The following is a 26,652-nucleotide window of genomic DNA, read 5'->3' on the forward strand; positions in this document are numbered from 1 at the left end:
CATGCAACCACTTTCTTTAGATCTAAATTTGCAGAATTCTGAGTCGGCAAAAGTTATCTGGTTTCAGCAGATGTTAGATTCATTAGGGGTTAGTCGTGGTTCAGCTTGGCCGGATCAATTTGGCCAATCTTTACGCCAGTGGCTGACTCAACATAACTATTCTCCCATTAAAACACTGAGTTTGTTTTCCGGCGGCGGTGGACTCGATATTGCTTTTCACGATGCCGGTTTTGAGATTGTTCAAATGGTAGAACTTGAAGCTAAGTATGTGCAAACTCTGGTAAAAAACTCGCAGCCAGGGAAACTATTAGAAAACTCTCAACCGCTCTGTGTTGATATTAGAGAATTTTTCCCGCATTCCGATTTAAAAGTAGATTTTATTATTGGAGGGCCACCCTGTCAAACCTTTTCAGCGGCAGGGCGTAGAGCCTCTGGAGTTTCGGGGACAAGCGATACAAGAGGAACTCTGTTTAAAGAGTACGTGCGCCTTCTTAAAACATTGCAACCTAAAGGCTTTTTATTTGAAAATGTTTATGGGATAATTGGCGCTCAGAATGGTCAGCCTTGGAAACAGATTCAAGAGGCTTTTAAGGATGCCGGCTACACAATTCATTATCGCATACTCGATGCTGCTGATTATGGAGTGCCCCAGCATAGAGAGCGTTTATTTATTGTAGGATTGAAGGAAGGCAATTATTTATTTCCCTGTCCAACACATGGCCCTGATTCTCCAAACAATGAGCCTTTTTATACAGCAGGAGAAGCGGTTGTCGGCACGATTATATCAAAGACAGAATTAGAGGCAGAAATTGGCGGGCGATACGGTTATCTTCTTACCAATATTCCACCCGGTTTGAATTACAGTTTTTATACAGAAGAAATGGGACATCCTCAGCCGGTATTTAGCTGGAGATCGAAGTTTTCTGATTTTTTATATAAAGCTGATCCTGAGATGCCGGTGCGAACCATTAAAGCGCAGGGAGGACAATATAGTGGCCCTTTTAGTTGGGAAAACCGACAATTCACTATTGCAGAACTGAAGCGATTGCAAACCTTTCCGGATGCTTATGAAATTGCAGGAAATCGCTCAGTTTGTATTGAACAGATTGGTAATTCAGTCCCGCCACAACTGGGGCGAATTTTAGCGCTCAGTATTTTAGAGCAAGTGATGGGGAGAAAGTTACCATTCCGCATGAATTACTTGCCGGCAGATAGGGAACTTGGTTTTAGAAAGCGCAAGCGTCAATTGACAAAAAGATACGCTCAAAAAGCTCAGAAAGCAATTGCAGTTTTTCTCAATACTGCCTCATCAACTCAATTCGCATTTCATGGAAAAGCAAGGCGATTTTTATCCACGAATTTTGATTGGAATAGAAAAGCAAGTACTCATAGTGTCCCAATTGATTTAACGTATAATTTGAATGATTGTTGCTGGCTCATTTCAGCGGAAATAGATGAAATGCTAGAAACTGAAAATCAATATATAATAGAAATTTGCCCAACGTCGGGACGAAAAAATTGGAATTTAACTACAACAAAGGTTAAGCTCTGTGCTAAAACTTTAAATGAATCTGTTTATACGGGCCTTTGGAAAGCCTTTGAAGAAAAATTGATTGAACTGACAGGTAAAGCTGATTTGGTTCAGCTTTCTGGATATTACCAATATTCTCCACGCATCAGTACAGAGATAACGTTTCATCATTCATTAACCGTCGATCCTTTCTGGGGTGTGGTTCAATGCGTGGTTAGGGGAATCGGAGTGGCAACACAAATGCCGGCGCAAAAATTGGCAGTATTGTGGAAAGTTAAGGAAAAGGATGTTTTTTCTTATTTGCAATCTTTACGCAGTATGGGTTATGAAGTGAGGAATCACAATACAAACTCTCAAATTCCTCAAGGAGAGTATTTAATTCCCTATGCCTTTCCAACCCTAACGCCGAGAAGCGTACAACTTGGCAAAAATTTAGGTTTAGGATAAATTAATCACAAGGAACTGGATTAATCAAGGTGTTTTAGGAATGAGCCGGCATTAGGAAATTTAAGACTGACTCACCCGCTACGGAAAAATTTACAGTAAGATAACCACTAACAGCACTAATTTTATTTTTCCGATGAAACAAGTTTCTGAACAAAAGCCCTTTAGTCCTTGGGATTACAAACCTTGGTGGTGTCAACCTTGGTCAATTCTCCTCACCGGCATCACCCTAATCAGCGGTAGCTGGTTGCTTTTTAAAATTATCTGGGTGACATTGATTGTTGCTGTGCCGGTGTTAATTTGGATGGGATTTTTCTTATTAGTTTGGCCTAAACTCATGAAAGAATATTACCAGCAATCACTCCAGAATTCTCCCCAAAGCGAATGAGAATAGCCACGCAGGCATGGTGCTGAGAATAAACAAGAAAGGCAGATTGCTGAAGCTGTAAATTCTCTGGTTCGTCAGACGTATTGACAAGGTTGACTACATCGAAGTTCTTTGGTAGCTGCGGCGGGTATCCTATTGACGACCTTGGATGCCGGTGCTTTGATGGAATGGACAGGTTTACTCTGGTCTTCAAGAAGGGTTCGCACCTCTTAAGGCGGTTCATCTGACTCAAGAGCCAGCAGAGGCTTTGCGGTATACGACTAGCGCTAAGTGAAAGTTGGCTCGTAATTTGATGAAGCGGAATTTGGATAGCGTTACTGATCTAGAATGTCAAAAATATGTTCAGCGTTTGGGGCGACTCTGAAGGTAATTGGAAGGCCGACTACAGAACAATTTTGTACCATCTGGATACAGCCTATAGAAAAGCGTAAATTTAGGAGTTAAATGCTTACAGTTTTATTGACTTTAATGGTGTTTTAGAAAATAGCTGGGGTGTAATTGAGAGTTGGACGGTAGGGTAGCAGTAGGACAGGGAGCTGGACAGCTAAGAACATGAGACAATCAGAAATAGTTTGGATAAGTTTCAAACTGCATAAACTAAGTACGACTGCATAAGCTAGAACAGTAGTGACATTATTATTATTCAAAAAATAGCCAATGAATAACAACCGCCTGCTTCAACTTGAGACCCTCCTAGAGATACTCCACGCTCAACAGGCTACCCTCGAACAAGAAGCACTGTTAACAACTGGTCTCCCAAAAACTCAAGCAGAGCAAAGACTGCTATTGGAAATAAAACCCAAGATTGAAGAGTATAAGAAAGAGTATTGGCAAATTTTAGCGAGTCAAGCGGGTTCGCTAGCCATTCCTGAGCAGGAAGCGGAAGCCGCTATTATAGAAATTGTCGAGTTCGTCGGACAGGTTGAAGTGAATCAATCGGCTACTTATCCTGATGAGGTACTGCAAATTCTGCAGGAAATTCGGGATAAATTGAATCAGCCGGGAGCATCAGCCGCCGCCAAGCTTAAAGGGATAATTTCTTCTATTCCACCATTTGTAGGAGTTTCCTACGAAGCAGAGATAGATATGGAAAACTTTTTTCGCACCTATTTTCCAACCTTTACTCATTTAATTAAAGGAGCAGCAACAAAAAAGTAGCTACCCCCTCAAAACAGGGGGTGAAAATTACAAGACAGGTTCAGTCTGATTTCTTTAAAAACTTGATTTCCCAAGAAAATATAAGTAATACTGATTTTATTAGAAATTATCAATTGTTGATTGAAAAATCTATTGCTCAGTCTTCAAAATCTAACTATCAAAGAGTAGTAGAGTTAATTGATGTTTGCGTACATAATAGTTTTTTAGATGAAAAAATTCGCTCAGAAGGGGTATTGAAGCAAGCTATCATATTTCAGGAAAATGGAGATATAAAAAATGCTCAAAAAGCACTTAAAATATATCAAAGCCTGAAGGGACAAAATTTGAGTAGAGAATACTACCTGTGCAAAGGCAAGCTGGTATCACAAATTACCAACAATCCAAAGACGCTAACTTCTTATTTAAAATTTTTAGAGCAACAAGACACATTTAAAAATTCAGATGCCAAGAAATCGCTCTCATCTTTATACTGGAGAGTAAGTGTCTTATGGCAAATGCAAGATTTTTATCAATCCGATCTCTACCTATCCATACATAGAAATTTCGTAGAAATTGGAAGCTATCAAAACGCCCACAATCATCAGTTAATTGGACTTTCAAATATTATAAAGCTGGCTGATGAACAAACTACAGTAAATAGCCACTTACTCAATAAATCATTTGAGATGTTAATTCAGTCTTTTAGTGAGTATGGAGAGATCGAAAATTTTAAATGGCTAAATAAGTGTATTGCGTCAAATTTGCTTATGATGGCACTTATTGATCATATAGGAAAAATGTTAATAAGATCTTACAAGAAAGTTTTTTACGTTAGAAAAATTTTTTATTTGTGTAAAATAGCTCCCAATGATGAGGCAATCTCGGAAATAATTTCTGTAATCAGAAAAGCATTTCCAGATGTGTTTGAAATTTTATTTACACAAAAAATTTCAGAGGTGATTAGAAAACACTCATTAAGCGATATTTTGAGAGAAATTTATTTACAAGTTGAACATGAGTTTATAGATATTACATTAGAACAAGAAATCGACATTTTAAGTTTATATAAATATCTGGTACTGTAAGGCAACTGTACAATAAAAAGTAGAATTGTAGTTTCGGCTGAAGAAAAGCTTATGATTTCAGGAAAGCTCGATATAATTTGGAATATTTCTCTAGTCTGCCCCTGGAATTGCCAGTTTTGTTGTACTGATGCTGCATATGTTAGACAAACTGGAACCTCAATTATAATAAGGGAATTTGGATTAGGTCAGCAAAGAAATTTAGATATTCACGATATTAATTATTCTGAGCCTGCATTAAGGAAACTTATAGAAATAGGAATAAAACCAAACGTTTTTGACATAGCTTTGCAAGATCGTCAAAGTCGAGGTCTTGAGTTGACTTACGAGCAGAAAATCAAATTAATCAATAACATCTTACCTCTGTCTGCTGAAATTGATTTTTCAGGAGGAGATCCCTTGGCTTGCTACGAAAATTTTTTGGTTATGCAGGAAGCAAAAAAATATTTGGCAGAAAAAATATAGCCGTTACAGCTACAGGAGCAAGCATAAGCAGATATTCCTTGTCAGATATAGCTTCAACAATTGGCACATTTGAGTTTACGTTTGACGAACCACCCAATACAAATCCTGTTAATAGACCCTTGGGTTATAACTCTGCTAATCTAAGCATGATCAAAAAGTTAAGTGGACTAAATTTAAAAACTAAAGCACAGATGCCATTACATTGCGGCAATTTAGAGATTTCACATATTCACCTGCTTTATAATTCCTTGCATGAAGCTGAGGTTGATGAACTTTTACTAATGCGAGTATTTCCCGTTGGTAGGGGTATTCAAGAGTATAAGAATGATATTCAACGTGAGGATTATCTTAGAGCTATTGATCAGTTCAGAAAATTAGAAACCCGCTTGAATTATCCAAAAGTAAAAATTCAGTGTGCATTAAAACACCTCGAACAGGCTGAACACTCGAAGAATCCCTGTGATCTGATGCAGAATTCATTTGGGATAAATCCTCGCGGAACTCTTCTACTCAGTGCATGGGCGACTAATTCTAGAGGTGAGGCTTTAGATGATGCCTTCGTTTTAGGAAATATCAGTGAAACTCCTCTTGAGCTATTGATACAAAGCAAAAAGGCTAAAGAATACTCTGTAAAATTAGATCATAATTGGGGACACTGCAAAATTTTTTCCTTTTTGTTTTCTAATCCAAAATCTTCGGAAGCTTTATTTGAAAAACAAGATCCACTGTATATTTAATTTATAAATTCTGTATATTTAATTCATAACTTCATTGGTTGCATCTTAATTACTTGGTAGGAGTGATCGCCGGATGATTTATATCTCACATTCTTCAATAATAAATTATAGAAATTTTCTTTATGAACCACTACTTTCTTCTCATATTGGTAAGATTTACAAATTTGTTTTGCCACATAATGAAGATAGTGGCGAACTATTTAAAACTAAGAAATTTTTTGAGTCAGGTGAGTGTAAGCTTATATTAGCTGAAGTTTATTTACCTCTATTGGTCAAGGAATTGAGCTTGGCTGGGCTGAATTTTTGGCAATACCTATTGTTTGTTTCTTTAAACAAGGTTCTAGTATAAGCAGTTCACTAACATGCATTTCTACCGACTTAATAGAATATAAAGATATTGACGATATGATTAACAAAATTACAATTTGCCTAAATGCTTCTGCTTTTAACTGCAAACCATGTTCACGAGCAACAAATAGACTCTCCATGTAAAATCGTAGATAGAGAGAACGCTTTTCACAGTAAGTAGCAGGGAGAGCGATGCTTGCACTCGTCCTTCGCCCATCAACGCCTCATTAAAATATGTTTGCCGAACGCTCTTGTAGCAATATTCTATTAACCCTTTTTACAAAACTAAGAAGCTTTATTGAAATTTGTTACTTATGAGCAAATAACTTAGGTTGCTCCACCGGCTCTTCAGTTCCTAAATAAATTGTGCGCGTTCCTTTGGGAACATGAATCCAGCCTAAATCCTTAAGCCGATGCTTTAAATTCGAGATCGTTACGCCAAGTTCATCAGCCATTGCGTACAAATCAGACCACCGCGTTAAATTTCGCCCTTCTCGTTTCTCTTCTAAAATGGAGCAGGGCATTAGCAAACAGGAGGCAAAATATTGCGCCTGCCACTCAATCGATTCAATTTTAGATTGATTGCTCGAACCCCGGCAGACAAAAGGCTCTACCGGCTCTACCGGCTCCAAATCTAACCCCAATTCTAACTGCTTCACCACCCCATCCACTTCATCATGATTAATGTGAAGCACCCAATGACCGATTTCATGAGCAATGGTGGATTCTTGAAACCCTTGGGGCAAATTCAAAATGTCTTCATTAATCTCAATTTGCCGCAATGAGGGCAGAATCCGGGCTGCGATCGCCCCTTCCTCATCGGGGGGGATGCAGTCCCAAACCACCCCTAAATCCAGAAAATCAGCCACCAAACTCGCCTCAAAAGGCCATTTGGGAGTAAAATTCGGCGTCAAATCCATCCGCCTCAGCAAGTCATTCGCCCGACGCTCAATTTCTGCCTTGGAATAGAAGCGATACGGTTTGAATAGACTCACAATTACTCGCCCCCGTTATCTGCCTGCGTCGCTGCCTGGAACACTTGTTGAGCAAAATCAGGATTTTCCCGCATCCGGCGGAACAGAACTGACATATCTTTGTAATTCTGCTTGAGAAAATCCTCGTCCCCTTGGGGAATCCGACCGGCCAGGAAAATTAACTCTTCCTCGTTTAAATCCAGATTCCGTGCCAAAGAGCGAATCACGTCTTCCTTCGGGGCATAATCACCCCGATCATTCTCCAGCTTGGATAGGTATGTAAAATCCAGCGAGAGTAACTTAGCGAGCTGTCTCTGGCTGTATCCCTTCGCTTTACGCGCATTCAGGATCAACTGTCCAAACGTCTTGTTCACATCTTCTCTTTTTCTTACTGCATCTGCATTCTACGCAAATTTGAATAAAAAATCAACAGCGCCCTTGACGAAAAAATCAACTGTGCGTTAGGATAAGCGTAGTTGACGAGAAAATCAACGCAACGACAGTACCAGTGGAGTAATAACCCAAAATCAAATCGCTCAAGACTCTATATATAGTGTAGCCAAAATTTCACCGGACACAAAGCGCAGCACGCGGGGTGGAGACGCAATCAGTTGCAGAAGCGTCGGCGCTGTGCCCCATCCATGAATCAACAGTGTCACGGCACACGGAGAAGTCCCCAACTCTTTTGGGAGAATCACAATGCTCAAAACTTGGACAGATACTCACTACAAACTGGCTGAGAGCGACTGGCTTTATATCGCCAAGCACGACCAACAAAGTTCAGCTTCTCTCGTTTGTCCTGGCTATGCACGGGATGGACAAGGCTTCAGCATCCACTTCACCGTAGCCCACATTGAGCTGCTAGAGCAATTAACTGAAGTGTTGCGCGACATCCAATCTCAGTCAGCAACCGCAACTGAACACAGCCAGCCCGCAGTTGAGATGTATGCAGAGCAACGGGTGCGTGCTGCAACTGAACAAGCAATCGGCGTCGGTGCCGGCAGCGAATATGCAGCGCATCCAAAGCCGGTGTCAACCCATCAACCTCTGGTTTCTTACCCAGTCGGGCGCGAAAAGTAACCAATTGCGAGCGAGTGAAGAACAAATGGCGAATCAAGCTCGAAATAAACAGCAAACAACTAACAATAAACTAGGAACTGAATTTATGTCTGAACATCCTAAACTTTCCGTCTTTGGTTGCAAACCGGCTGATGCAATTATTGTCCCAGAACTTCCCCTGTCAGTCCGTAATAATTGCCAGTCTGGGCGCTGGACAATTGGCGATGAGGAGTATGGTTCTAAGCTGGCGATGACCATTTTAAAATTTAGCAAATTCTTCGGCAGCCTCGGTCAAACTCATCATACACTTTGGGGACAAATTTGGTTTGTTGCGGAAGCCGGCGATATGCCTCAAGGCGTCGTCATGTGTACCTATATTAAAGGCCGCTCATTGAGCGATTTCAATCGCAAAGTTACAGAAATTATGGCGCGGGGCATTGAGCCGGCAGAAGGCATTTTTGTGCCCGATTTCGTTAAGCACTCCGGTCAAAAGCCAGATGAAACCGGCATTTTAAAACCGATTAATTACTATTCCCTGAAATGGGAATGGTACGAGCGCGGCGCGAAATTCCCGAATGTTTCTGATCCGCTGCTCAAACAGCTAGATGCCACTTCAGATAAAGCATGGAGCCGGCTCGATCAAGTCGCAGTCGCCCTGGAAGATGAAAACAATCAAGCCCGCTTGCTAGATCTGGAAGGCACAAAACTCATGGCTTGTCTGGATCACTTACCGCCCCATGAAATTGTCCGCTTAATGGCAGCTCATGCCAATGGAAATGGTACTAGCGAAATGCTGCTGCCCCATAATAACGCCAGTGAAATGGAAGCAAGCATCGTTAACTAACCGAATCAGTCTGGATGATGTCCCCTGCTACCATCCAGACTTGCACTTGTTGGACTTTGTATAGATAGAAATAGGAACGGTATCAACTAATACCAAGCAACTGGGTAAGTGCGGCTTATTTACTGCCGGCATAGGTAATGGGTAATAGGTAATGGAGATCACCATTACCCATTACTGATTACCGATTACCCGGTTATTCCAATTCTATCTAAGCCAAAGGCAAAAGTGCTACAAAGCCGGTTTCAGTTTTTCAGCAATCTTTAACTGTAATAGCCATGAGAACCAATCCCACAAACCGACTGAGTGAAATCGTCATCAACGCTCAACTGGAAATTGGTGACGCTTTAAGCCAAGACACGCTAGAGCATCTAGAGGATCTCAATGAAGATTTAGTCTATGTGTCTCAATCCATCGAGCAAGCACAAGCTCGTTTTGCAAAGGTACTCGCAGAAAATCGGCAGATGAAGGCATTTCTGCTGCAAACGGTGAAAGACTGCTGGTGTGTCGAAGGCAACCGCTGCGCCCGGTGTCAAAACACTCTGATCACTCTCAGCCATTTCGAGGTTTAGAAAATTTTAGGGCTAGGCAAAGGTTAGAGAATTTGCAAATATATTTTGCCGGCAGCGTTTAACATCACAAATAAAATTGCCGTCTAATCGGGGCGTAAAGAAATACGCCCCTACAGCTATTGGGAAATTTGCGGAAACTTACGATAAGAACGAGCAGTTAAAAGCTTTAACCGCATATCGATGATTGATTCCTCTTTTTAATTTGTTTAAAAATAATTATTCATACAAATTTATTTTTTGGAAGTCTCTTCAAGATTACGCTTTAAATTCTCCGGTTAAACGTACACTATTTAAACCTAAATCTTGTTAATTACCGAACTCGACTGAAGCAGGTGCCGGCAAATTATTCTCATGAACCCGTGTAGAGAAATCTTCCAGATGCCTCTATTACAGGCAGAATTAATAGTAAATTAGGCATACAGACGTGCTGAGATACCTCGTCCTAAAATTTACAGTTGTTAACAATTTTAAAAAATTTGTTGAAGATTTTAAAATTCGCTTTCAACAAACCGACTTCTAGAGCATGATTTAAGCAGACATTGTGCGACAACTTTTGGTTTAAAGGCTTTCTGGCCGGCTCATCATTAAGCATTCTTAACATTCTGTTAAGTATCCACACCTACCATGCCACTCAACGACACGCTCATTTATTCCTCTACTCTAGATCGTGCAATTGATCCATCACCACTAATTGTTGCGCCTGAAACGCCTTTGGTTGATGTACTGGCACTGATGAGCCAAGTCAGAAGTAGCTGTCCACTGCCGGTGGCAAGTTCCTCGCTCAATGCAACAATTCTGTCAGAGATCCGGGCAAGCTGTGTGCTGGTGATGGCAGGGATGCCGACAGGGATGCACTGTCAAGTGCCTGGTGTACAGGTGATGGGCAATGTACCGATTTTAGGAATTTTTACAGAGCGGGATATCGTGCGCCTGACTGCCGCGAGGATGGACTTAAACAGCGTTTGCGTGGCTGATGTGATGACGAAGCCGGTGATCACCCTCACGCAATCAGAGTCAGAAGGGATTTTTACCGCCTTGTCTTTATTTCGCCAGCATCGGATTCGCCATTTGCCAATCGTGGATCAACAGGGGCAGTTATTGGGGATGGTGACTCCGGAAAGCATTCGCAAAGCACTGCAACCGGCCAATATTCTAACTCGGTTGCGCTCTGTTAAAGATGTAATGAATACCCAAGTCATTCAAGCATCAAAGGAATCATCTGTTCTAGATTTAGCCCAACTCATGGCAGAGCATCGCGTCAGTTGTGTTGTCATTGCACAAGAGCAACAGAAAGCAGAAAAGAAGAAAAGAGGGAAAGAGGATCAAGAGAGTTCCCCCACGCTTTCGCCATTGCCGTTAGGCATTGTCACCGAACGGGATATTGTCCAATTTCAAGCATTAGCGCTGGATTTAGGGAAAATGCCGGCACAAGACGTGATGAGTTCACCGTTATTTTGTCTAGTTCCTTCAGATTCTTTATGGCTGGCACATCAAGAAATGCAGCGCCTTCATGTGCGGCGAATGGTTGTTGTGGGAAATCAAGGGGAATTAGTCGGAATTGTTTCCCAGACAAGTTTGCTGCAAGCGCTTGATCCAAAAGAAATGTATGGAATTATTGAGGCTTTGCAGCAAGCTGTTGAGGAACGCACAACAGAGTTGCAAAACACAAACGAGCGATTGCAAAGTGAAGTTTTAGAGCGTGTGCGGGCGGAAAAAGCGCTGCAACAAGCTCATGATGATTTACAGAAACAGGTTGAGGAACGCACAGCAGAACTACAAGCAGCGAATGCAATGCTTTTGCAGGACATTATCGAGCGTCAGCGGGCTGAAGATGCTCTGCGACTCTCTGAAACTCAATTACGACAAAAGGCGGATCAGCTCACAACCGCGCTGCAAAATTTGCAACAAACCCAAGCTCAGCTTATTCAAGCAGAGAAAATGTCGGGTTTGGGGCAGTTGGTTGCCGGCATTGCCCACGAAATTAATAATCCTGTTAATTTTATCTATGGGAATTTATCCTATGCCGGCCAATATATTAAAGACTTGCTGCATTTGCTAAAGCTTTACCGGCAGTCGTCTCCCAATCCCACCCCAGAAATTACCGAGCAATCAGAAACAATTGACCTAGATTTTCTGATTATAGATTTGCCAAAATTACTAGATTCGATGAAGTTAGGGGCTGAACGTATCCGCAAAATTGTTTTGTCTTTACGCAATTTCTCCCGATTGGATGAAGCAGAAAAGAAGCGAGTTGATATTCATGAAGGCATCGATAGCACGCTGCTGATTTTGCATCACCGGCTCAAACCTAAATCAAAAATTCAGCCGATTGAGATTATTAAAGAATATGGGGTTTTGCCCCCAGTCGAGTGTTATGCCGGCACCCTCAATCAAGTGTTTATGCATATCCTCAATAATGCCATTGATGCGCTGGAAGAGGTGCAAAGTTCTGTGCCTTCGGTTGATGGCAATGAGCGAGTAACCTTAAACAAGGAACAGCCCCCAACTATTCGGATTCGCACCGGCGTACTAGACAGCAATTGGGTGTTTATTCGGATTGCAGACAACGGAATTGGAATGCCGGCATCTGTTCACCAGCATTTGTTTGACCCATTTTTCACCACCAAGCCGGTGGGCAAAGGCACCGGCTTAGGATTATCAATTAGTTACCAAATTGTGGTGGAAAAACATGGGGGACGATTACAATGTATTTCAGAAGTAGGCCAAGGAACAGAGTTTATTATTGAAATCCCAATTCGACAGCAAAAACAGCCTAAACATTTACTTCATAAGTTTAAACAAAACGAATAAAGTTTTTAAGTTTTAAATGTTTTCAATACCGAGAAAGTTTTTAAATAGCTAAAAACTCTCCTTGTCAGCCGACTCAGCCGTTGCCGTTGCCACCGTGCAAGCGGCGCAATAGAGCTAAATCCGCATAAGTAGCACCGCCGGCATCCCCAGCCAAAACCCGAAAAGGTTGGTTGGGTTCTCCCAAGGAATCTACCACCAGGCACGCGCCGGTAAAATCTTCTGCTTTGGTGTACTCGTTAACCGTCACAACAGCCTTTAAACCCGCTTCATGAGCAGCCTGAAAGCCATGATGGGAATCCTCAATCACCAGGCAATCGGCAGCCGGTAAATCCATCTGTTCCAGCGCGTAGTAATAAATATCTGGTGCGGGCTTTTTCGTTGTAACCATGTCGCCGGCAGCAATCACCTCGAACCAAGCAGGGTCAAGCATTTCTCCCAACACAGCCAACACATTGGGCACAGCGCTAGTCGTCGAGATCGCTAAACGCAAGCCATTCTCTCGCGCTTCGGCGATCAATCGCTTCACACCGGGGCGCAAGGGAACCGCACCGGCAGAGAGTAATTCTTGGTAGTGTTTATTTTTCAGGGCATGAATGCGGACAATGAACTGCTCCAAATCCTCAGGTGGCTGGAAATCAGGTAGGTAGTCGTTCAAGTAAAAGCGGAGCCGCTCCTTACCCCCCGTAACCGCCAGCAATTCGCTGTACAAAGAGTCTGACCAATTCCAATCATAGCCGGCTTCTTCAAAAGCACGATTAAATGCGACTCTGTGCCCTTCCCGTTCCGTATCTGCTAAAGTTCCATCTACGTCAAAAATCAAAGCACGCAGTTCAGTCATCGGTTTTTATTTCCTTTATGAAATGGCATAGGAAAGGAGATTGACTGGCAATTCATATCAAGTCCGGTAAATCGCTCATCAGAGAATATGTTAACGTCAAGCCGGCATATCCAGCAGATTTTTGCTATTGACAGGGTATCGTTTTGAGAGCTTTCCTGCTTCTCAGACATCCTCTAATGAGGCAGTAGTGGGTTAATTCTGAGGTAACCCTCCCGCTTTTATAGAAAGATTACTTTCTTGTGTGGCTTTGTAAAGCAGGCATCCCGCCTGCTTTTTTTGCGCCGGCTTTACCCAGCCTCGCCAAATTCATACGAGAAAAAGGTTTTTCTTATAGTGAAATTTCTTGAATATTCGCAAGATTTGGCAAGTTGCTAAGGGTAACGGCTGCTTCTGCTGTTTCTCTTGATCGCTCACAACGAGTCCCAAAATTACAGGCAGTACAATGACCGTTTGCAACCGGCACTTGAGGGAACGCTTCTCCTATTTCTTGATACTGTTGCAGCCAAATATCCAAATTACTCAATAACTGCGTTAAATCCGCCTTTGCTTGTTTGTGCAAAGAGTCATTATAGGAAAATTGCAAGCTTTGTAAGGATAGCAGATCTGACGTTTCTACCGGAGACTGAACAAACCAATAAGTCATGGAAATTTGTTCAGGTAAATAGTCGCTTGTTTCTGCCAGAACATAAAGATACAATCGCGTTTGCCAATTTTTTTCTAACCGGCTTCTATTTTGCGGGCTAGGATAGGTTTTCCAGTCAAGGATTTGGGCGCTTTTCGCTTCAGCAACTAACAAATCGTAAATAACTGTGAGCAAATACCCTTGAAAATTTAGAGTGCGGCAATGCTCAGCTTGACGGAAAACGCCGCTGTTTTTAGCCGGATCGGGGGTTAGAATTTCCGGTGCTGCATTAATAAAAGCCGTCAGACAACGCTCTAATTGAGGGTCTTCTTCTATCAAAGATGCTATGGGTAAACCCAATTCGCGCTGCTGCATCAGTAAGTGAAACCGGCTTCCCCAATCTTGCCGATCTTGCTGTTCTGGGGAAGCCGGTGAACTCAATTGTTCCAGGTAGGTGTTTTGAAATTTGCGGGGGCAAGTCTCTAAAAGATTTAGCTGCCCTTGGGATAAGCGCATAGCAGTTTTGAAGTTGAGAATTTTGAATTTATCGCCCTTTGGTCAGCACAAACACACTGCCTTCGTTGCCGCGACCGACCCGCAGGTCTTCGTCTAAATAGGTAATATCTAACCAACCTTGCTGTTCGCGGCTTTCAATGGGAAAATCAATGGCGATAAATTTTTTACCGGCTTCAATTTGCTCGATTAAATCTCCGGGTGATTGATAGTTGATGAACCGCTGTATCCCGATAATTGAGCGATTAAATTTTACTTGAACCCGGCGTTCAGAAACCGGCTCAAAGGTAGCAGCAACGCTAACGATGCCTTCTAAATAAGGCACACCATAAACTTCGGCAATGTTATAAACTTTTGCGTCTTTGGCGCGGATGCACTGATAGATTTGGCCGAGTTTGAGCAAAGGGAACTGATCAATGCCTAAAAGTCCCCGACTGGTGGTGTAAAGCAAGCGCCAATTTCCATCAAGCATTTCGGCAGCTTCTACAGGTCGGGGAGTGGGGTTGCGGTCTTCCAGTTGGGCGACTGCCGCGAGAATGGCCAGTTTATCTGTTTCGGTTGCCAGCAGTCCGCGATTTTTGCCGGCAATTACTTCTAATAAGGCAGATTTTCCTATCATAATTGTTGTTACTTGTTAGGTGTAATTCCGTCTTGTAGGGGCGCAATTCGCAGCGTCCCCCTACGGAGGATAAAATTATTGAAGGCGCAAAACATCAAATTTTAAGAGATAAACCAAGGTACGAGATAGATGTTTTGCTTGGGCGGGATTTTGATTGGCAAACCGGCTGAGGATATCTCCCACAGAAAGAGAACCCTCTTGTTTAATGGTAGCTAAAATTGAATCGACAGTGGCCGCCGGCGTTCTTCTCGGTGAACCAAAATTAGTGTTCCAGGTTTTTCGCAGTCCCTCTAGATGTGCCGGCGTGGCCATCGAACCCAAACTGAGAACCATTTTGCTGTCCAGATGGGCCGTTGAATAATGACTCAACCACCGGAAAGGATCGTCACACAGGGGATAAGGTGGAGCACCGGCAGGCGTGGGAAAAGACACCGGCTTTTGAGCGCGAATTTCAGCGAGTTCTTGCCATAACTGCTCATACGCAGGGATGATAACTTTCCAATCGTAAACCTCCCTCGCCCTAGTTTTACCATTTTCTCCCATGCGTTGCCTCAGCTCGCTATCCTCAATTAAAGCAATCAACGAGCGAGCGCAAGCCTCAATATCAACAGCCGTTACCATCGACGCATGACCGATGTAAGAACTGTAATTCAAATTGTCATTAAGATAACTGGATGCGAAATCAATGCCATCTGCCGATGCCGGCATAATTGTGGGAATTCTAAACCCATCAATTTCATGACGCACCGATTCTTGATAACCGTCCCAATCGGAAACAATCACCGGCAATCCTTGAGACATTGCCTCAATTGGCGTCAAACCAAATGTTTCTTGAATATTATCGGCTAGAGATATAAAAATATCAGCAACAGACCAGATTCCTGAACGAATTGCCGGCTCACGTCCGTCTAGAAAAATTGCATTGACGGAAGGACAAAATCGTTGAGGACTGTTTTTGCCGTCAGCCTCTTCCCTCGCATCTTCAAACCAGCCGGCCTGGATTAGATGCACTTTCGCGCCAGTTGCTTGAACAGCGCGTTCCAAAGCCAAATACATCGGCACTGGATGGGCTTTTGCATAAAAAATTAAGCGCCCCACAAACAGAACCACAATATCATCTGGAGCGATGCCAAGTTCTTGACGCATCCGGCTGCGAATCTCTTGCGCCTCACTGCCTTGGGGAAATGCCTCACAATCAACACCAAGGGGAATAATTGGCAGTTGAATCTCAGCCTGAGGCTTGCTGCCGGTGCGTTGACCTAAATACTCAGCCCATGTTTCTAAAAGACGTTCAACCGCCGTTTTAACCGCGACAGACGTGCAAATTAAAGCGTCCCAAGGCTGCACCGGCGCTATCAGTAAATCCCCAATTGCTTTCGTTGCCGACCTGCTAACGATGGTGTGAGTCACCCCACAAACGCTATAAGCACGCTCATCTGTAAATCGCCGCATCCAAACCAAGTCAGAAATGCTCGGATCGGGTTTGTAGATACCACCGGCTTCAGCAAGGCTTGTAGGATTGTCAGCCTGTAGCCACCGGACAGGACGGCGGCGTTTTGCCCAAGGTTCTATTCGTTGGCAAAAATCGCTGAAATCTTGCCGTTGCCCTGTGTAACAGTAGAGACGCTCTGCTGTTCCATACTTGACTAAACCTTTAAGAAAACCTTCACCCGCCGCTTGGCGACCGAGCAGTTGTTTACCACTCGTATCGAAACCATCCTTGATATAAAAAACAGCCGAACTTGTACTCATCCTCAGATGACTCCCGTTCACATCTTTTTTTGACAGTCTGACAACTGATCATAAACATACTCTCAGCCGGCTCGTGTAAGATGACTTAGGGCACAAGTTGCAATAGCGGATCGACTTTAGTCGTGGGAGTGTAAGAATGTATAACCCTTCTCTGCGTCAAGAACCTCGTCATCAGCCGGCGGATGTCATTCCATTGAATCAAGAGACTTCCCTTTTAGACTGGCTGGAAAACACAGGTCGTTTGATAGCTCGCGACTCTCACGAGCTTGCGGGTTATCTGGATGAGGAAGAAGAAATTTCTGAACTGATGGCGGTGGATGAGGGCACCTTTGACCTCGATGATGACGATGATGATGAGCTTGATTTGGAGGAATAAAAACTAAAAACGACGTGTGAGGGGTGTAGTCGCTCACCCAGCGTACAGGTAACGCATTGGCTAAAGTGGGGAGTGTGGAGTGCAAATCATTTCAACCTCTCAAACTCCCACTGCCTTGAGTTTTCATCCCAAATCCTTGACCCTTAACCCTTTACCCCTCACACTTTTTTTTGAGCGGAGACTTGAGCGCCGTCTTCGGATTATTGGTGTGTGGAGTGAAATAAAAACTTTGTGGACGCTAAATCATTTTCTGGCAACGCATTAAACCTTTCAGGCACGAATCTGTTTTGGCTGCTAGGCGTTGGGCTGAGTGCAGCAGCGCTAATTTTGGATTGGACAGCCGGCAGGTTTCTCAATTTAGGGTTCTCCCTGACGTTGCCCCTGTTAATTTCTGCCCTACTAACCGCGGGCTTGGGCTACTGGGTGGTTCCGCTACTACAGCAGCTAAAAACCGGCCAAATTATTCGAGAAGATGGCCCTCAAGCACATTTGAAAAAAGCCGGCACTCCGACAATGGGCGGGGTGTTTTTTGTGCCGGTGGGCGTGCTGGTGGCGCTGCTGTGGTCTGGTTTTTCGCCGGCAGTCTCAGCATCCAATTTCATCTCTGTCATCGCTGTAGCCGCCTTAACGCTCGCTTATGGCTTCATTGGCTGGCTGGACGACTGGCAAATCCTACGTCGCAAATCGAATAAAGGCATTTCGCCTCAAATGAAACTTGCCTTACAAGTAGGATTTGGTGGGCTGTTTTGTCTGTGGTTGCTCATCCAGACGTACTTTCTAGAATCGGTTGAGCCGGCAAGTATCACAACAATTCTTTTACCCCTCGGTTTAGCGATTCCGTTAGGGTTGCTATTTTGGCCCTTAGCGGTATTTGTGCTCGTGGCAGAAAGTAATGCCACTAACCTCACCGATGGCGTGGATGGACTAATGGGCGGACTCGGTGCAATCGCGTTCCTGGGTTTCGCTGTAGTAGTTGCACCAACCTCTGCCGGTTTAGCGATTTTCTGCGCCTGCCTCAGTGGTAGCTGTCTTGGTTTTGTCGCTCACAACCGCAACCCCGCTCGTGTTTTTATGGGAGACACCGGCTCTCTAGCATTGGGAGGCGCTTTAGCAGCCGTGGCGATTCTCACAAATAGCCTCTGGAGTCTTTTTATTATCGGCGGCATTCTAATCGTTGAAACGCTGTCTGTAATGGCTCAAGTAGGATATTACAAAGCCACCAAAGGCCCAGATGGAATTGGCAAACGCCTGTTTAAAATGGCCCCACTTCACCATCATTTAGAACTTTCGGGATGGCGAGAAATCAAAATTGTTGGCGTTTTTTATGTGATTAACACAATCCTTGTTCTCCTCGCACTAATGGTTCATTAATTACTAAAATGCTGACAGATGTGCCGGCAGCATTGAAACGGAGAAAGCGTTAGACAAAACTGCCGGTACGCTTGGCTGGGTGCCAAATGCATCATAAAACCTTCAATCTATGAAAATGTCTCCCAGCCAAGCGAATAACTTTAGCAACCCTGCTTTTTTACCCAAAGTTTCCGTCATTGCTCCGATATACAATGGCGAGGCAGATTTACCAGATTTACTAAATTGTTTACGCTCACAAACTTACCCAGCAGATTTAGTTGAGTATTTGCTCGTAGACAATAATAGTAGCGATCAAACCGGCACCCTGATTGCAGCCGCCGGCGAGGGTTTCCGCCACCTCAACGAGAATCAAATTCAAAGTTCGTACGCCGCTAGGAATACCGGCATTCGTGCTGCCATCGGCGAAATTCTTGCCTTCACTGACGCTGACTGCCGGCCCAACCCTAACTGGTTGTACTTATTAATTCAGCCATTTGTCAACCAAAATGTAGGAATTGTTGCCGGTGAAATTGAGGCGCTTGCCGGTAAAACTTTGCTGGAAAAATACGCCAGCCGGCACGATACTTTATCCCAGAAGCATACCTTAGCGCATCCTTTTTGCCCTTACGGTCAAACTGCAAATTTAGCTATTCGTCGGCAAGTTTTAGAAGAAGTCGCTTTATTTCGTCCTTATTTAACGACTGGCGGCGATGCTGATATCTGCTGGCGGATTTTGCGGCAAACTCATTGGCAACTAGAATTTGTACCAGAAGCAATTGTAGAACACCGGCATCGTTCAACTTTGCGGCAATTGCAAAGTCAGTGGCGGCGCTATGGCGAGTCAAACAAGTATTTGCACGAATTACATGGCATTGATTTAATGCGGGAATTAACGGCTAAAGAATCCCTTTATCGAATCAGCCGGTGGTTGTTAAAAGAATTGCCGGCTGCTAGTGTCAAAGCGATTACTGGAAAAGCCGGCTTGGCAGACTTATTAAGTACACCCCTCGATCTATTTTGTTTTCAGGCTAGAACAACGGGACAACGAGAAGCAAATTTAGTAGATAAATCACGACAAATTGAACCATTTATCCAGTCGTCAAATTAAGGCGTTAAAAAGTTAATATGCTCGCCTGGAAGTTTTCGCAGATCCTCCACAGAACCTTGCAATTTTAACTGACCATTTTCTATAAATACAATCCACTCAGCACGCTCAATAACTCTAGGACGGTGACTAATTGTAATGGTTGTTTTATCTTGCCGATAGGACAGCAGCCGGTCTAGAACTTCAGCCTCACTCACCGGATCTAAACCGGCTGTGGATTCATCTAAAATTAATACCGGCGGATCGTTAACAATTGCTCTAGCAATGGCTAGCCGCTGCCGCTGTCCTCCAGAGATGTTTGCGCCAAATTCACCCAAAACGGTTTGATATTTATCGGGTAATTTACTAATAAATTCATCAGCTTCAGCAATTTGACAAGCGGTAACAATTTGCTCAAATGTCACGTAAGGATTGCCCAAACGAAAATTTTCAATAATTGACCGACTCCAAAAGTGAGCCTCTTGCGGAACTAGGATAACCTGTTGGCGCAGGCAATCCAAAGAAAGGTCTTGCATATTATAAATGCCAAAGCGAATATTCCCAGATTGCGGGGAGTGCAACCCCGCAATTAGCTTAGCCAAGGTACTTTTGCCACAGCCAGATTTACCGATTAAGGCAGTTGCTTTACCGCCAGGAATTTTGAGTGTGAAATCTTTGAGAAGGTCAACCCTTCCCGCATGATAAAAGTTGAGATTCGTACAAGTAATGTCAGCATTGCCCGGAATTCTCGCAACCGGCTTTTGAGAATCGTTCTGGCTTTCAGGAGTCGAGTCAATCACTTCTGTTAGGCGTTGTGTAGCCGTTTGAGCCATCGTAAATTCATCTACGAATCCAACGATTGTGCCGATGAATCCGATAAAGTTAGCGTTCATGCTGTTAAATGCCAAGAGCTGACCGATAGTTAATTCTTGGCTAATTACTAAACTGCTACCCAGCCAAAGCAAGGCAACGCTACCAATACTGGAAACTAACCCAGAAAAGGTATTGTTGATAATACCGATTTGAATCGTGCGGAAGGTGACGTTAGCGAGGCGACCAAACCGGCTCTGAAACTCTTCCCAAAATTGGGGGGCTGCCGTGGTGGTTTTTAGTGTGAGTGCGCCCTTAAAGGTTTCGACTAAAACGCCCTGATTTTCTGCTTCTAAAACTAATAAAGTTCGAGTCTTCTGCTGAAGTGTCGGCAGAAAGATGACTGTCGAGAAGGTCATTAAAAGTGCAAATAAAAAAGCAGCTATGGTGAGTTTCCAACTGTAGAACAGCATAAAGCTCAGAGAAATAGCAGCAATGAATAATTGGCTGGGAAGGCGGATAACAACTTGGGAAACTAACTGATTAATTTCTTGAATATCTCGGAGCCGGCTGACAATTTCACCGCTGCGACGTGCTTCATAATAGCTTAGAGGTAAACGCAGAATGACTCTGCCAAATTCCAGCACTAGCCCTAACTGTAACCGTTGAGCAAAGTGGGCGATCAGGTTAGACTGTACGAGCTGGAGGCTGCTGCTGAGAAAGTTCATAATAATAACAGCAATTACCACACCCGTGAGCAACTGCGTATCCCCACGAACCAGCACATCATCCGTGAGAATTTGCAGCAAAAATGGGGAAGTTAAAGACAGCATCCCCAAAACAAGATTAATTAGAAATGCCTCCCCCAGAATGCCTCGATAAGCCCACACCGGCTTAAAGAAACGCCCAAAACCGCTAACCTTATCATCAGACTGGGCGGAAAAGCGGACGGGATCGGGTTCGAGTAAAAGCATCAAGCCATTAGCCCAGCCCTCTTTTAACTCTTCCTTAGACAGGTAGCGGATGCCAACAGCCGGGTCTGCGATCGCATACTTATTACCGCGCTGTCCGTGCAAAACCACCCAGTGATAGCCCATCCAGTGAATGATCGCCGGCAAGGGGGCTTCTTTCATTTTGTCGAGAATTTCAGGTGAAGCCCTGACGCCTCTGGCATTGAACCCGAGTGCCTCTGAACCCCGCTTCAGCCCAAGTAAGGTCGTTCCCAACTGGCCGGTGCCGACCGCTTCCCGAATGCGGGTGAGGGTAAACGTGCGCCCGTGCTGTTTGGCGATGGTGGCAAGACAAGCAGCGCCGCAGTCTTCTTCACTGTGCTGTAAAACAACCTGGTATTTCATTCGTCCTTAAGGGAAAGCGCATCTTTAATGATGGTAGATGCCGGCTTGGCTGAGAGGATGTCAGAGAAGTCTCAGATATCCTTTCAGTGTTCCTGCCTTGAAGCGAGATTGCAACCCTCAAGCCGGCTAGAAACCTCTTAGGTTGAATATCTTTGATTGACCTGGGTTGAAGCAAATTTGCTTGGGATCAGAAAGCCGCCGGTAGAAAATTAATCTTGACAAAACATAGAAATATGCAAGCTCAGCTATCCAAACCTATCCCAACTTTCCTCTATTCGAGAAAATTTAAATAATTCCTAGGAAACTTTCTGGCATTAAAGCACACATTCTAAAAATTCTCTGTCTACTACCAATCTTGAAATAACTGCATGAAACCGAGCGCGTATTTCTTCCTCATTCGGATTTTCATGCTATTGGCCAAACACTGATCGGTTTAAAAAATTGGTTTTGATTTTTTACTCTGCGGAAATCATTACTTTGATCGCTTAACCCTATCTTAATGCAAATGCGATTGTCAAGTCCTGGGGATCGCGTGTAACCTACTGAACAGATAAGTTTTTTCGGAAGAAAAGTAAAAATACTTATCTATAATTTTTACGAAATTTCAAGTAACATTATTTTAAGACAAGGAACCCACAATTCCTGAGAAACGTCTTTCGGCTTCAGTCTGCAACTGATCGGTATTCAGCTAGCCAGATTGTTGCTATCCAAAAATTGACTGCTACAAAAAAAGGAGTAATACACTCATGTCTGAAATGCCAAACGAAAAAGCAGTTCCCTTTTTCGCCCGCTTCCTAGAAAGCCAGAACATTGAAGAACTTTCTGAAGAGGATATGGAAGCCGCAGCCGGCGGCAAAGGCAGGAAAAAATCAAAATGTGGCGGCGGCGGAATCGCGGTGACCGAAAAATATCCATCAGATCAAGAAGAGGGTGGAGAGGTGACGACGATGAAGTACCCATCTGATGCCGAAGATGAAGGGGAAGTCATGGTGACAATGAAGTACCCGTCTGATGCCGAGGACTCCGGCAGCCTGTAATGGCTTGCTTGAGCTGGGTTCAATGCAATTAGACAGCCGGCTTTGGAAACCAGCAAACTGCAACACGCAATAACTGCATAGCTGATAATCCGCAGTTATCTGATTCCCAGTTAATCAGTTCTGCGGATTTTTGGGTTTGCAACCTTTTTTGTTTGCCCACCTCACCGCATTTTTTTTCATGAGTTTGTCTCGCAATATTGTTTTATTGCTCACCCACAGTGGAGATTTCTTCACGATTGATCGCGTTGCCGAAGCCATCGCCCAGCGCGGGGCACAACCTTTTCGTCTCGACACCGATCAATTCCCAATGGATCTGCAACTTTCAGCTCAAATTAGTAGCGAAGGACTGCATCACCGGCTTCACTATCAAGACAAATCGATTAGCACAGAGCAAGTGCGATCAGTTTGGATGCGCCGGCTATGGGAACCAAAGCTGAGTCCAGAATTATCCCCACAGTACCAGTACGCTTGTCGTCGAGAGTCACGTGCCGCCCTTCTCGGCTTCTTAGACAGCCTTAGCGAGGTGCGCTGGGTGGATGATTTGCGACGTATTTCCGCCGCAGAGAACAAGTTGCGCCAGCTTAGAATTGCTAGAAATGCCGGTTTGCACATTCCCCGAACTCTCGTTACCAATGATCCTCAAGAAGCACGAGACTTTTTTCAACAACTGAAGGGAAAAATGGTGGCAAAACTTTTGACACCCCTTTCAGCCAGTATGGAAGGCTCCGCTTTTTTCCTGTATACCAGCGAAGTTAAAGAAGCGGATCTTGCCGATGCTGAATCACTCCGCTACAGCCCAATGGTTTTTCAAGAGCAAATTCCAAAATTGAGGGAATTGCGGGTGATATTTGTGGCGGGAAAATTGTTTGCTGGGGCACTGGATGCCTCTCGTTATTCCGCAACGACAATGGATTGGCGGAGTGCTAAACCAGGCGAGTGTGTGTGGGAGCCGGCAGAAATTCCAATTCAAATTGCCGATTGTCTTAATACTTTTATGGCAGAGTTTGGGCTACTTTTTGGAGCCTTCGACTTTATCCAAACCCCAGACAATGAATATATTTTTCTTGAAGTTAACGCGACAGGGGAATGGGGAATGTTAGAGCGAGATTTAAATCTGCCAATTTCTGAGGCAATTGCAGATACTCTATTAGGTTAATAGCGTTGAAATTTGTTAGACAAGAGCTGTTCTATTCCCTAAACTCGCCAAATTTTTAATCTCCTGCTTATAGTCAAAGTCGTTTAAAATCGATTTAAATACTATATTTACAGTCAAATTTTAACAACTTTTTCTACAATGCCCATCCCTATCAGGCTAGAGCCTTAAAAGAATGAATCAGCCCGACAGAATTCAAAATCTAAACCACGAAATCTTATGACAGTTCTAATTATTACCCACAGCCAGGACAACCAAAGCATCCCTATGGTGATCGACGCCGTAGAGAAACAAGGCGGCAAAGCGTTTCGTTTTAACACAGACCAATTTCCCACAGAGATTCAGCTAGATATCTACTACAGCAACGGAAAAGAGCGACTAATCGTTGCTTCTGAACAAGATAAACTGGATCTTCATGAAGTATCCGCAGTCTGGTATCGCCGGCTCAGAATAGGCGGGCGAATTCCTAGCACAATGGATGCTCAACTCAGACAAGCCTCAATTCAGGAATCGCGGGCGACTGTTCAAGGAATGATCGCTAGCCTTAAAGCTTTTCACCTCGATCCAGTGCCCCATCTCCGGCGGGCGGAAAACAAACAATTGCAGTTGCAAGTTGCGCGAGAATTGGGGATTGATACGCCACGCACTTTAATGACAAATAATCCCCAAGCCGTGCGAGAATTTGCCGGCGAGTGCGAGGGAAATTTAATCACCAAAATGCATTCTTCTTTTGCTATTTATGAAGAGGGTATAGAAAAAGTTGTTTTCACCAATCCTTTAACTGCTGAAGATCTAGAAAATCTCGATGGGTTGCGCTTTTGTCCGATGACGTTTCAGGAACACATTCCCAAAGCGTTAGAATTACGCACAATTGTTGTTGGGAAGCAGTTGTTTACTGCCTCAATAGATTCTCAAAGTTCTGAGAAGGCGCGTCACGATTGGCGCAGGCAAGGCTTAGCCCTGATAGATGATTGGAAACCCTATGATTTACCCCAAGAACTCGGAGAAAGGCTGCTACAGTTGATGAGCTACTTTGGGTTAAACTACGGAGCGCTTGACCTGATTTTAACGCCAGACGGTCGCCATATTTTCTTGGAAGTTAACCCGGTTGGGGAGTTTTTCTGGCTGGAGTTGTGCCCAGGTTTACCTATTTCCCATGCAATCGCAGATATTTTGCTCACTCAGTCTCAAAAATAACTGGCTTTATTTTAATCATGTTGAGTGAATCAGATTCAGAATTTTTTCAACCACTTAACAGCAACGAATTTCTCCCCCCTATCGGCTTGTGGACAAGGCTGGGCGGACTATTTTTGGTTGCAACATTTGGCATCGGCGTCATCGTTGCTGCCGTCACAAAATACAACGTGACTGTTAAAGCTGCCGCGACAGTTCGCCCCACCGGCGATCTGCGACTCATTCAAGCGGCTGCTCAAGGCAGCATTAACCGAATTGAAATCAAAGAAAATCAAGCAGTCAAACAGGGAGACGCACTCGCTTATATTGACGACTCCCAACTGCAAACGAAAAAGAGCCAATTGCAAGGAAATATTCAAAATAGCCAACTCCAACTAACTCAACTCGACGCTCAAATTAGTGCCTTAGCGGGTCAAGTTGCGGCTGAAAGTGACCGCACAAAGCGGGCTGTAGCCTCAGCACAAGCGGATCTGGATCGGAGTCAACGGGACTATCAAGACCGGCAGGTGACTTCTGTGGCAGGAGTTACAGAAGCCGAAGCGAATATTAGAGCTGCCGAAAAAGAATTGCAAAAGGCACAGGCAGAATTACAAGCCGGTGAGGCAAATTTAAGATCGATTCAAGCAACTTTAAAAGTAGCAGAGTCGAAACGTGATCGATATCAGCCTTTAGTTGAAAGCGGGGGACTTTCTCAAGATCAATTTGAGGAAGCAAAACTTGCGGTTGAGCAGCAAGAAGAAGCGGTTGAGCAGCAAAAAGCTTTAATTATCAGCCAAAGGCAAACAATAGAGCAGCAAAAACAAGCGATAGAGGCGGCAAAAGCTCGATTGCAAGGGGCCTCAGCCGGCCTTGATCCGAGTCAGGCAATTGTAGCAATGGCGCGGGAGAAAATTGACCAAGAAAAAGCTGCCGGTGCTGTCACCTTAGCTAGATTAAATCAAGAACGAGAGCAGTTGCTTCAGCGAAAAGTGGAAATCCAAAGCCAACTCAACCGCGATCAGCAAGAACTGCAACAAATTGAAACTGAACTGAAAAACACGATCATTCGCTCACCCGTTTCTGGTACTATCCAGGTGCTTAATCTCCGCAACACGTCTCAACTGGTGCGTCCAGGGGATCTGATTGCTGAAGTTTCTCCTAGTGAAGCGCCTTTGGTGGTGAAAGCGCTGGTGTCATCGGAGGATATCAGCCGCGTGAAAGCCGGCCAATCTGTGCAAATGCGGGTTTCTGCCTGTCCTTATCCGGATTACGGTATTCTTAAAGGCAAGGTGACGGGAGTTTCACCGGATGCAATGAAGCCTGACGCCAATTCACAATCTCCCCAAACTCCCACCTTAAACGCTGCTTTCTTTGAAGTGACGGTTCAGCCGGAAACCCTTGCTTTGGTTCAGGGCGATCGCAAATGTCCGATTCAAGCTGGGATGCAAGGCACAGCTGATATTATTTCTAAACAAGAGACGGTTCTTACGTTTATTCTCAGAAAGGCAAGGCTACTGACAGATTTGTGAACAGGCTGCCGGCATCCTTTCCAGTCCTTATCGTTGCTAAAGTTAAATAAAG

At 44.0% G+C, this 26,652-nt stretch carries 24 protein-coding genes; 17 read left to right on the plus strand and 7 right to left on the minus strand.

What is annotated here, in order from left to right; genetic code table 11:
* Position 1: 1 nt before the first annotated feature.
* From H6F56_RS24300 to H6F56_RS24325, 6 genes are all read left to right on the plus strand, one after another.
* Positions 2–1,978, plus strand: a complete 1,977-nt coding sequence (locus H6F56_RS24300; protein ID WP_190674176.1) for a DNA cytosine methyltransferase — start codon at positions 2–4, stop codon at positions 1,976–1,978.
* A gap of 133 nt (positions 1,979–2,111) precedes the next feature.
* On the plus strand, positions 2,112–2,363 hold the full coding sequence (locus tag H6F56_RS24305; protein ID WP_190674179.1) for a DUF6737 family protein: 252 nt from the start codon (positions 2,112–2,114) through the stop codon (positions 2,361–2,363).
* Positions 2,364–3,020: 657 nt separating this feature from the next.
* The gene (locus H6F56_RS24310) at positions 3,021–3,521 is read left to right on the plus strand and encodes a hypothetical protein (RefSeq protein ID WP_190674182.1); all 501 of its coding nucleotides are present in this window, start codon (positions 3,021–3,023) and stop codon (positions 3,519–3,521) included.
* Between the two features lie 20 nt (positions 3,522–3,541).
* Entirely contained in the window at positions 3,542–4,585 is a 1,044-nt protein-coding gene (locus tag H6F56_RS24315) for a hypothetical protein (RefSeq protein ID WP_190674185.1), read from the plus strand.
* Positions 4,586–4,636: 51 nt separating this feature from the next.
* Complete coding sequence (locus tag H6F56_RS24320; RefSeq protein ID WP_190674188.1) at positions 4,637–5,047, plus strand: hypothetical protein; 411 nt, start codon at positions 4,637–4,639, stop codon at positions 5,045–5,047.
* Positions 4,987–5,784 carry a hypothetical protein gene (locus H6F56_RS24325; RefSeq protein ID WP_190674191.1) on the plus strand — a complete coding sequence of 266 codons (798 nt, stop codon included), beginning with the start codon at positions 4,987–4,989 and terminating at the stop codon, positions 5,782–5,784. The genes H6F56_RS24320 and H6F56_RS24325 overlap by 61 nt, the downstream gene beginning before the upstream one ends.
* A gap of 656 nt (positions 5,785–6,440) precedes the next feature.
* Here the strand turns inward: H6F56_RS24325 and H6F56_RS24330 are convergent.
* Both H6F56_RS24330 and H6F56_RS24335 read right to left on the minus strand, forming a co-directional pair.
* Entirely contained in the window at positions 6,441–7,127 is a 687-nt protein-coding gene (locus H6F56_RS24330) for an ImmA/IrrE family metallo-endopeptidase (protein WP_190674203.1), read from the minus strand.
* A 2-nt stretch (positions 7,128–7,129) separates the two neighbouring features.
* The gene (locus tag H6F56_RS24335) at positions 7,130–7,480 is read right to left on the minus strand and encodes a helix-turn-helix domain-containing protein (RefSeq protein ID WP_190674207.1); all 351 of its coding nucleotides are present in this window, start codon (positions 7,478–7,480) and stop codon (positions 7,130–7,132) included.
* Between the two features lie 325 nt (positions 7,481–7,805).
* Here H6F56_RS24335 and H6F56_RS26605 point away from each other — a divergent pair, with 325 nt between their 5' ends.
* The 4 genes from H6F56_RS26605 (at position 7,806) to H6F56_RS24355 (ending at position 12,389) form a co-directional block, all read left to right on the plus strand.
* Entirely contained in the window at positions 7,806–8,186 is a 381-nt protein-coding gene (locus tag H6F56_RS26605; RefSeq protein ID WP_242032155.1) for a hypothetical protein, read from the plus strand.
* Positions 8,071–9,009: a hypothetical protein gene (locus H6F56_RS24345; protein ID WP_416361008.1), complete on the plus strand. Its 939-nt coding sequence runs from the start codon at positions 8,071–8,073 to the stop codon at positions 9,007–9,009. Before H6F56_RS26605 ends, H6F56_RS24345 begins: the two co-directional genes overlap by 116 nt.
* Positions 9,010–9,284: 275 nt before the next feature.
* Positions 9,285–9,578, plus strand: coding sequence for a hypothetical protein (locus H6F56_RS24350; protein ID WP_190674209.1), 294 nt, complete (start codon positions 9,285–9,287; stop codon positions 9,576–9,578).
* A 624-nt stretch (positions 9,579–10,202) separates the two neighbouring features.
* Positions 10,203–12,389 carry a CBS domain-containing protein gene (locus H6F56_RS24355; protein ID WP_190674224.1) on the plus strand — a complete coding sequence of 729 codons (2,187 nt, stop codon included), beginning with the start codon at positions 10,203–10,205 and terminating at the stop codon, positions 12,387–12,389.
* Between the two features lie 73 nt (positions 12,390–12,462).
* Here the strand turns inward: H6F56_RS24355 and H6F56_RS24360 are convergent, their stop codons facing one another.
* The 4 genes from H6F56_RS24360 to H6F56_RS24375 form a co-directional block, all read right to left on the minus strand.
* On the minus strand, positions 12,463–13,227 hold the full coding sequence (locus H6F56_RS24360; RefSeq protein ID WP_190674227.1) for an HAD-IA family hydrolase: 765 nt from the start codon (positions 13,225–13,227) through the stop codon (positions 12,463–12,465).
* Between the two features lie 328 nt (positions 13,228–13,555).
* The gene (locus H6F56_RS24365; RefSeq protein WP_190674230.1) at positions 13,556–14,365 is read right to left on the minus strand and encodes a PD-(D/E)XK nuclease family protein; all 810 of its coding nucleotides are present in this window, start codon (positions 14,363–14,365) and stop codon (positions 13,556–13,558) included.
* 28 nt (positions 14,366–14,393) lie between these two features.
* On the minus strand, positions 14,394–14,981 hold the full coding sequence (locus tag H6F56_RS24370; RefSeq protein ID WP_190674233.1) for a PAP/fibrillin family protein: 588 nt from the start codon (positions 14,979–14,981) through the stop codon (positions 14,394–14,396).
* Positions 14,982–15,056: 75 nt separating this feature from the next.
* A complete protein-coding gene (locus H6F56_RS24375; protein WP_190674236.1) occupies positions 15,057–16,733 on the minus strand; it encodes a glycosyltransferase family 4 protein in 1,677 nt (558 codons plus the stop codon).
* A gap of 136 nt (positions 16,734–16,869) precedes the next feature.
* Between H6F56_RS24375 and H6F56_RS24380 the strand changes: the two genes are divergently transcribed.
* From H6F56_RS24380 to H6F56_RS24390, 3 genes are all read left to right on the plus strand, one after another.
* The gene (locus tag H6F56_RS24380) at positions 16,870–17,109 is read left to right on the plus strand and encodes a DUF3134 domain-containing protein (RefSeq protein WP_190674239.1); all 240 of its coding nucleotides are present in this window, start codon (positions 16,870–16,872) and stop codon (positions 17,107–17,109) included.
* A 231-nt stretch (positions 17,110–17,340) separates the two neighbouring features.
* Positions 17,341–18,480 carry a phospho-N-acetylmuramoyl-pentapeptide-transferase gene (gene mraY / locus H6F56_RS24385; protein ID WP_190674242.1) on the plus strand — a complete coding sequence of 380 codons (1,140 nt, stop codon included), beginning with the start codon at positions 17,341–17,343 and terminating at the stop codon, positions 18,478–18,480.
* 109 nt (positions 18,481–18,589) lie between these two features.
* Positions 18,590–19,567 carry a glycosyltransferase gene (locus tag H6F56_RS24390; protein ID WP_190674245.1) on the plus strand — a complete coding sequence of 326 codons (978 nt, stop codon included), beginning with the start codon at positions 18,590–18,592 and terminating at the stop codon, positions 19,565–19,567.
* On the opposite strand, the gene H6F56_RS24395 is transcribed toward H6F56_RS24390, so the two are convergent.
* Positions 19,564–21,708, minus strand: coding sequence for a peptidase domain-containing ABC transporter (locus tag H6F56_RS24395; RefSeq protein ID WP_190674248.1), 2,145 nt, complete (start codon positions 21,706–21,708; stop codon positions 19,564–19,566). The two genes, H6F56_RS24390 and H6F56_RS24395, sit on opposite strands and share 4 nt — an antisense overlap.
* Positions 21,709–22,454: 746 nt before the next feature.
* On the opposite strand from H6F56_RS24395, the gene H6F56_RS24400 reads away from it, so the two are divergent.
* The 4 genes from H6F56_RS24400 to H6F56_RS24415 all read left to right on the plus strand — a co-directional run bounded on the left by H6F56_RS24400 (position 22,455) and on the right by H6F56_RS24415 (position 26,600).
* Entirely contained in the window at positions 22,455–22,745 is a 291-nt protein-coding gene (locus H6F56_RS24400; protein ID WP_190674252.1) for a microviridin/marinostatin family tricyclic proteinase inhibitor, read from the plus strand.
* 178 nt (positions 22,746–22,923) lie between these two features.
* Positions 22,924–23,901: an MvdC family ATP-grasp ribosomal peptide maturase gene (locus tag H6F56_RS24405; RefSeq protein WP_190674255.1), complete on the plus strand. Its 978-nt coding sequence runs from the start codon at positions 22,924–22,926 to the stop codon at positions 23,899–23,901.
* 216 nt (positions 23,902–24,117) lie between these two features.
* Positions 24,118–25,095: an MvdD family ATP-grasp ribosomal peptide maturase gene (locus H6F56_RS24410; RefSeq protein ID WP_190674258.1), complete on the plus strand. Its 978-nt coding sequence runs from the start codon at positions 24,118–24,120 to the stop codon at positions 25,093–25,095.
* A gap of 17 nt (positions 25,096–25,112) precedes the next feature.
* On the plus strand, positions 25,113–26,600 hold the full coding sequence (locus H6F56_RS24415; RefSeq protein ID WP_190674260.1) for an HlyD family efflux transporter periplasmic adaptor subunit: 1,488 nt from the start codon (positions 25,113–25,115) through the stop codon (positions 26,598–26,600).
* Positions 26,601–26,652 lie beyond the last annotated feature (52 nt).

The sequence above is a fragment of the Microcoleus sp. FACHB-672 genome (assembly GCF_014695725.1).
Classification (GTDB): Bacteria; Cyanobacteriota; Cyanobacteriia; order Cyanobacteriales; family Oscillatoriaceae; genus FACHB-68.

Bases quoted from the DNA above. Each gene is read 5' to 3' on its own strand.
- H6F56_RS24300 (WP_190674176.1), top strand. From the start codon at position 2: ATGCAACCACTTTCTTTAGATCTAAATTTGCAGAATTCTGAGTCGGCA.
- H6F56_RS24305 (WP_190674179.1), top strand. From the start codon at position 2,112: ATGAAACAAGTTTCTGAACAAAAGCCCTTTAGTCCTTGGGATTACAAA.
- H6F56_RS24310 (WP_190674182.1), top strand. From the start codon at position 3,021: ATGAATAACAACCGCCTGCTTCAACTTGAGACCCTCCTAGAGATACTC.
- H6F56_RS24320 (WP_190674188.1), top strand. From the start codon at position 4,637: ATGATTTCAGGAAAGCTCGATATAATTTGGAATATTTCTCTAGTCTGC.
- H6F56_RS26605 (WP_242032155.1), top strand. From the start codon at position 7,806: ATGCTCAAAACTTGGACAGATACTCACTACAAACTGGCTGAGAGCGAC.
- H6F56_RS24350 (WP_190674209.1), top strand. From the start codon at position 9,285: ATGAGAACCAATCCCACAAACCGACTGAGTGAAATCGTCATCAACGCT.
- H6F56_RS24355 (WP_190674224.1), top strand. From the start codon at position 10,203: ATGCCACTCAACGACACGCTCATTTATTCCTCTACTCTAGATCGTGCA.
- H6F56_RS24360 (WP_190674227.1), bottom strand. From the start codon at position 13,227: ATGACTGAACTGCGTGCTTTGATTTTTGACGTAGATGGAACTTTAGCA.
- H6F56_RS24365 (WP_190674230.1), bottom strand. From the start codon at position 14,365: ATGCGCTTATCCCAAGGGCAGCTAAATCTTTTAGAGACTTGCCCCCGC.
- H6F56_RS24370 (WP_190674233.1), bottom strand. From the start codon at position 14,981: ATGATAGGAAAATCTGCCTTATTAGAAGTAATTGCCGGCAAAAATCGC.
- H6F56_RS24375 (WP_190674236.1), bottom strand. From the start codon at position 16,733: ATGAGTACAAGTTCGGCTGTTTTTTATATCAAGGATGGTTTCGATACG.
- H6F56_RS24380 (WP_190674239.1), top strand. From the start codon at position 16,870: ATGTATAACCCTTCTCTGCGTCAAGAACCTCGTCATCAGCCGGCGGAT.
- H6F56_RS24390 (WP_190674245.1), top strand. From the start codon at position 18,590: ATGAAAATGTCTCCCAGCCAAGCGAATAACTTTAGCAACCCTGCTTTT.
- H6F56_RS24395 (WP_190674248.1), bottom strand. From the start codon at position 21,708: ATGAAATACCAGGTTGTTTTACAGCACAGTGAAGAAGACTGCGGCGCT.
- H6F56_RS24400 (WP_190674252.1), top strand. From the start codon at position 22,455: ATGTCTGAAATGCCAAACGAAAAAGCAGTTCCCTTTTTCGCCCGCTTC.
- H6F56_RS24405 (WP_190674255.1), top strand. From the start codon at position 22,924: ATGAGTTTGTCTCGCAATATTGTTTTATTGCTCACCCACAGTGGAGAT.
- H6F56_RS24410 (WP_190674258.1), top strand. From the start codon at position 24,118: ATGACAGTTCTAATTATTACCCACAGCCAGGACAACCAAAGCATCCCT.
- H6F56_RS24415 (WP_190674260.1), top strand. From the start codon at position 25,113: ATGTTGAGTGAATCAGATTCAGAATTTTTTCAACCACTTAACAGCAAC.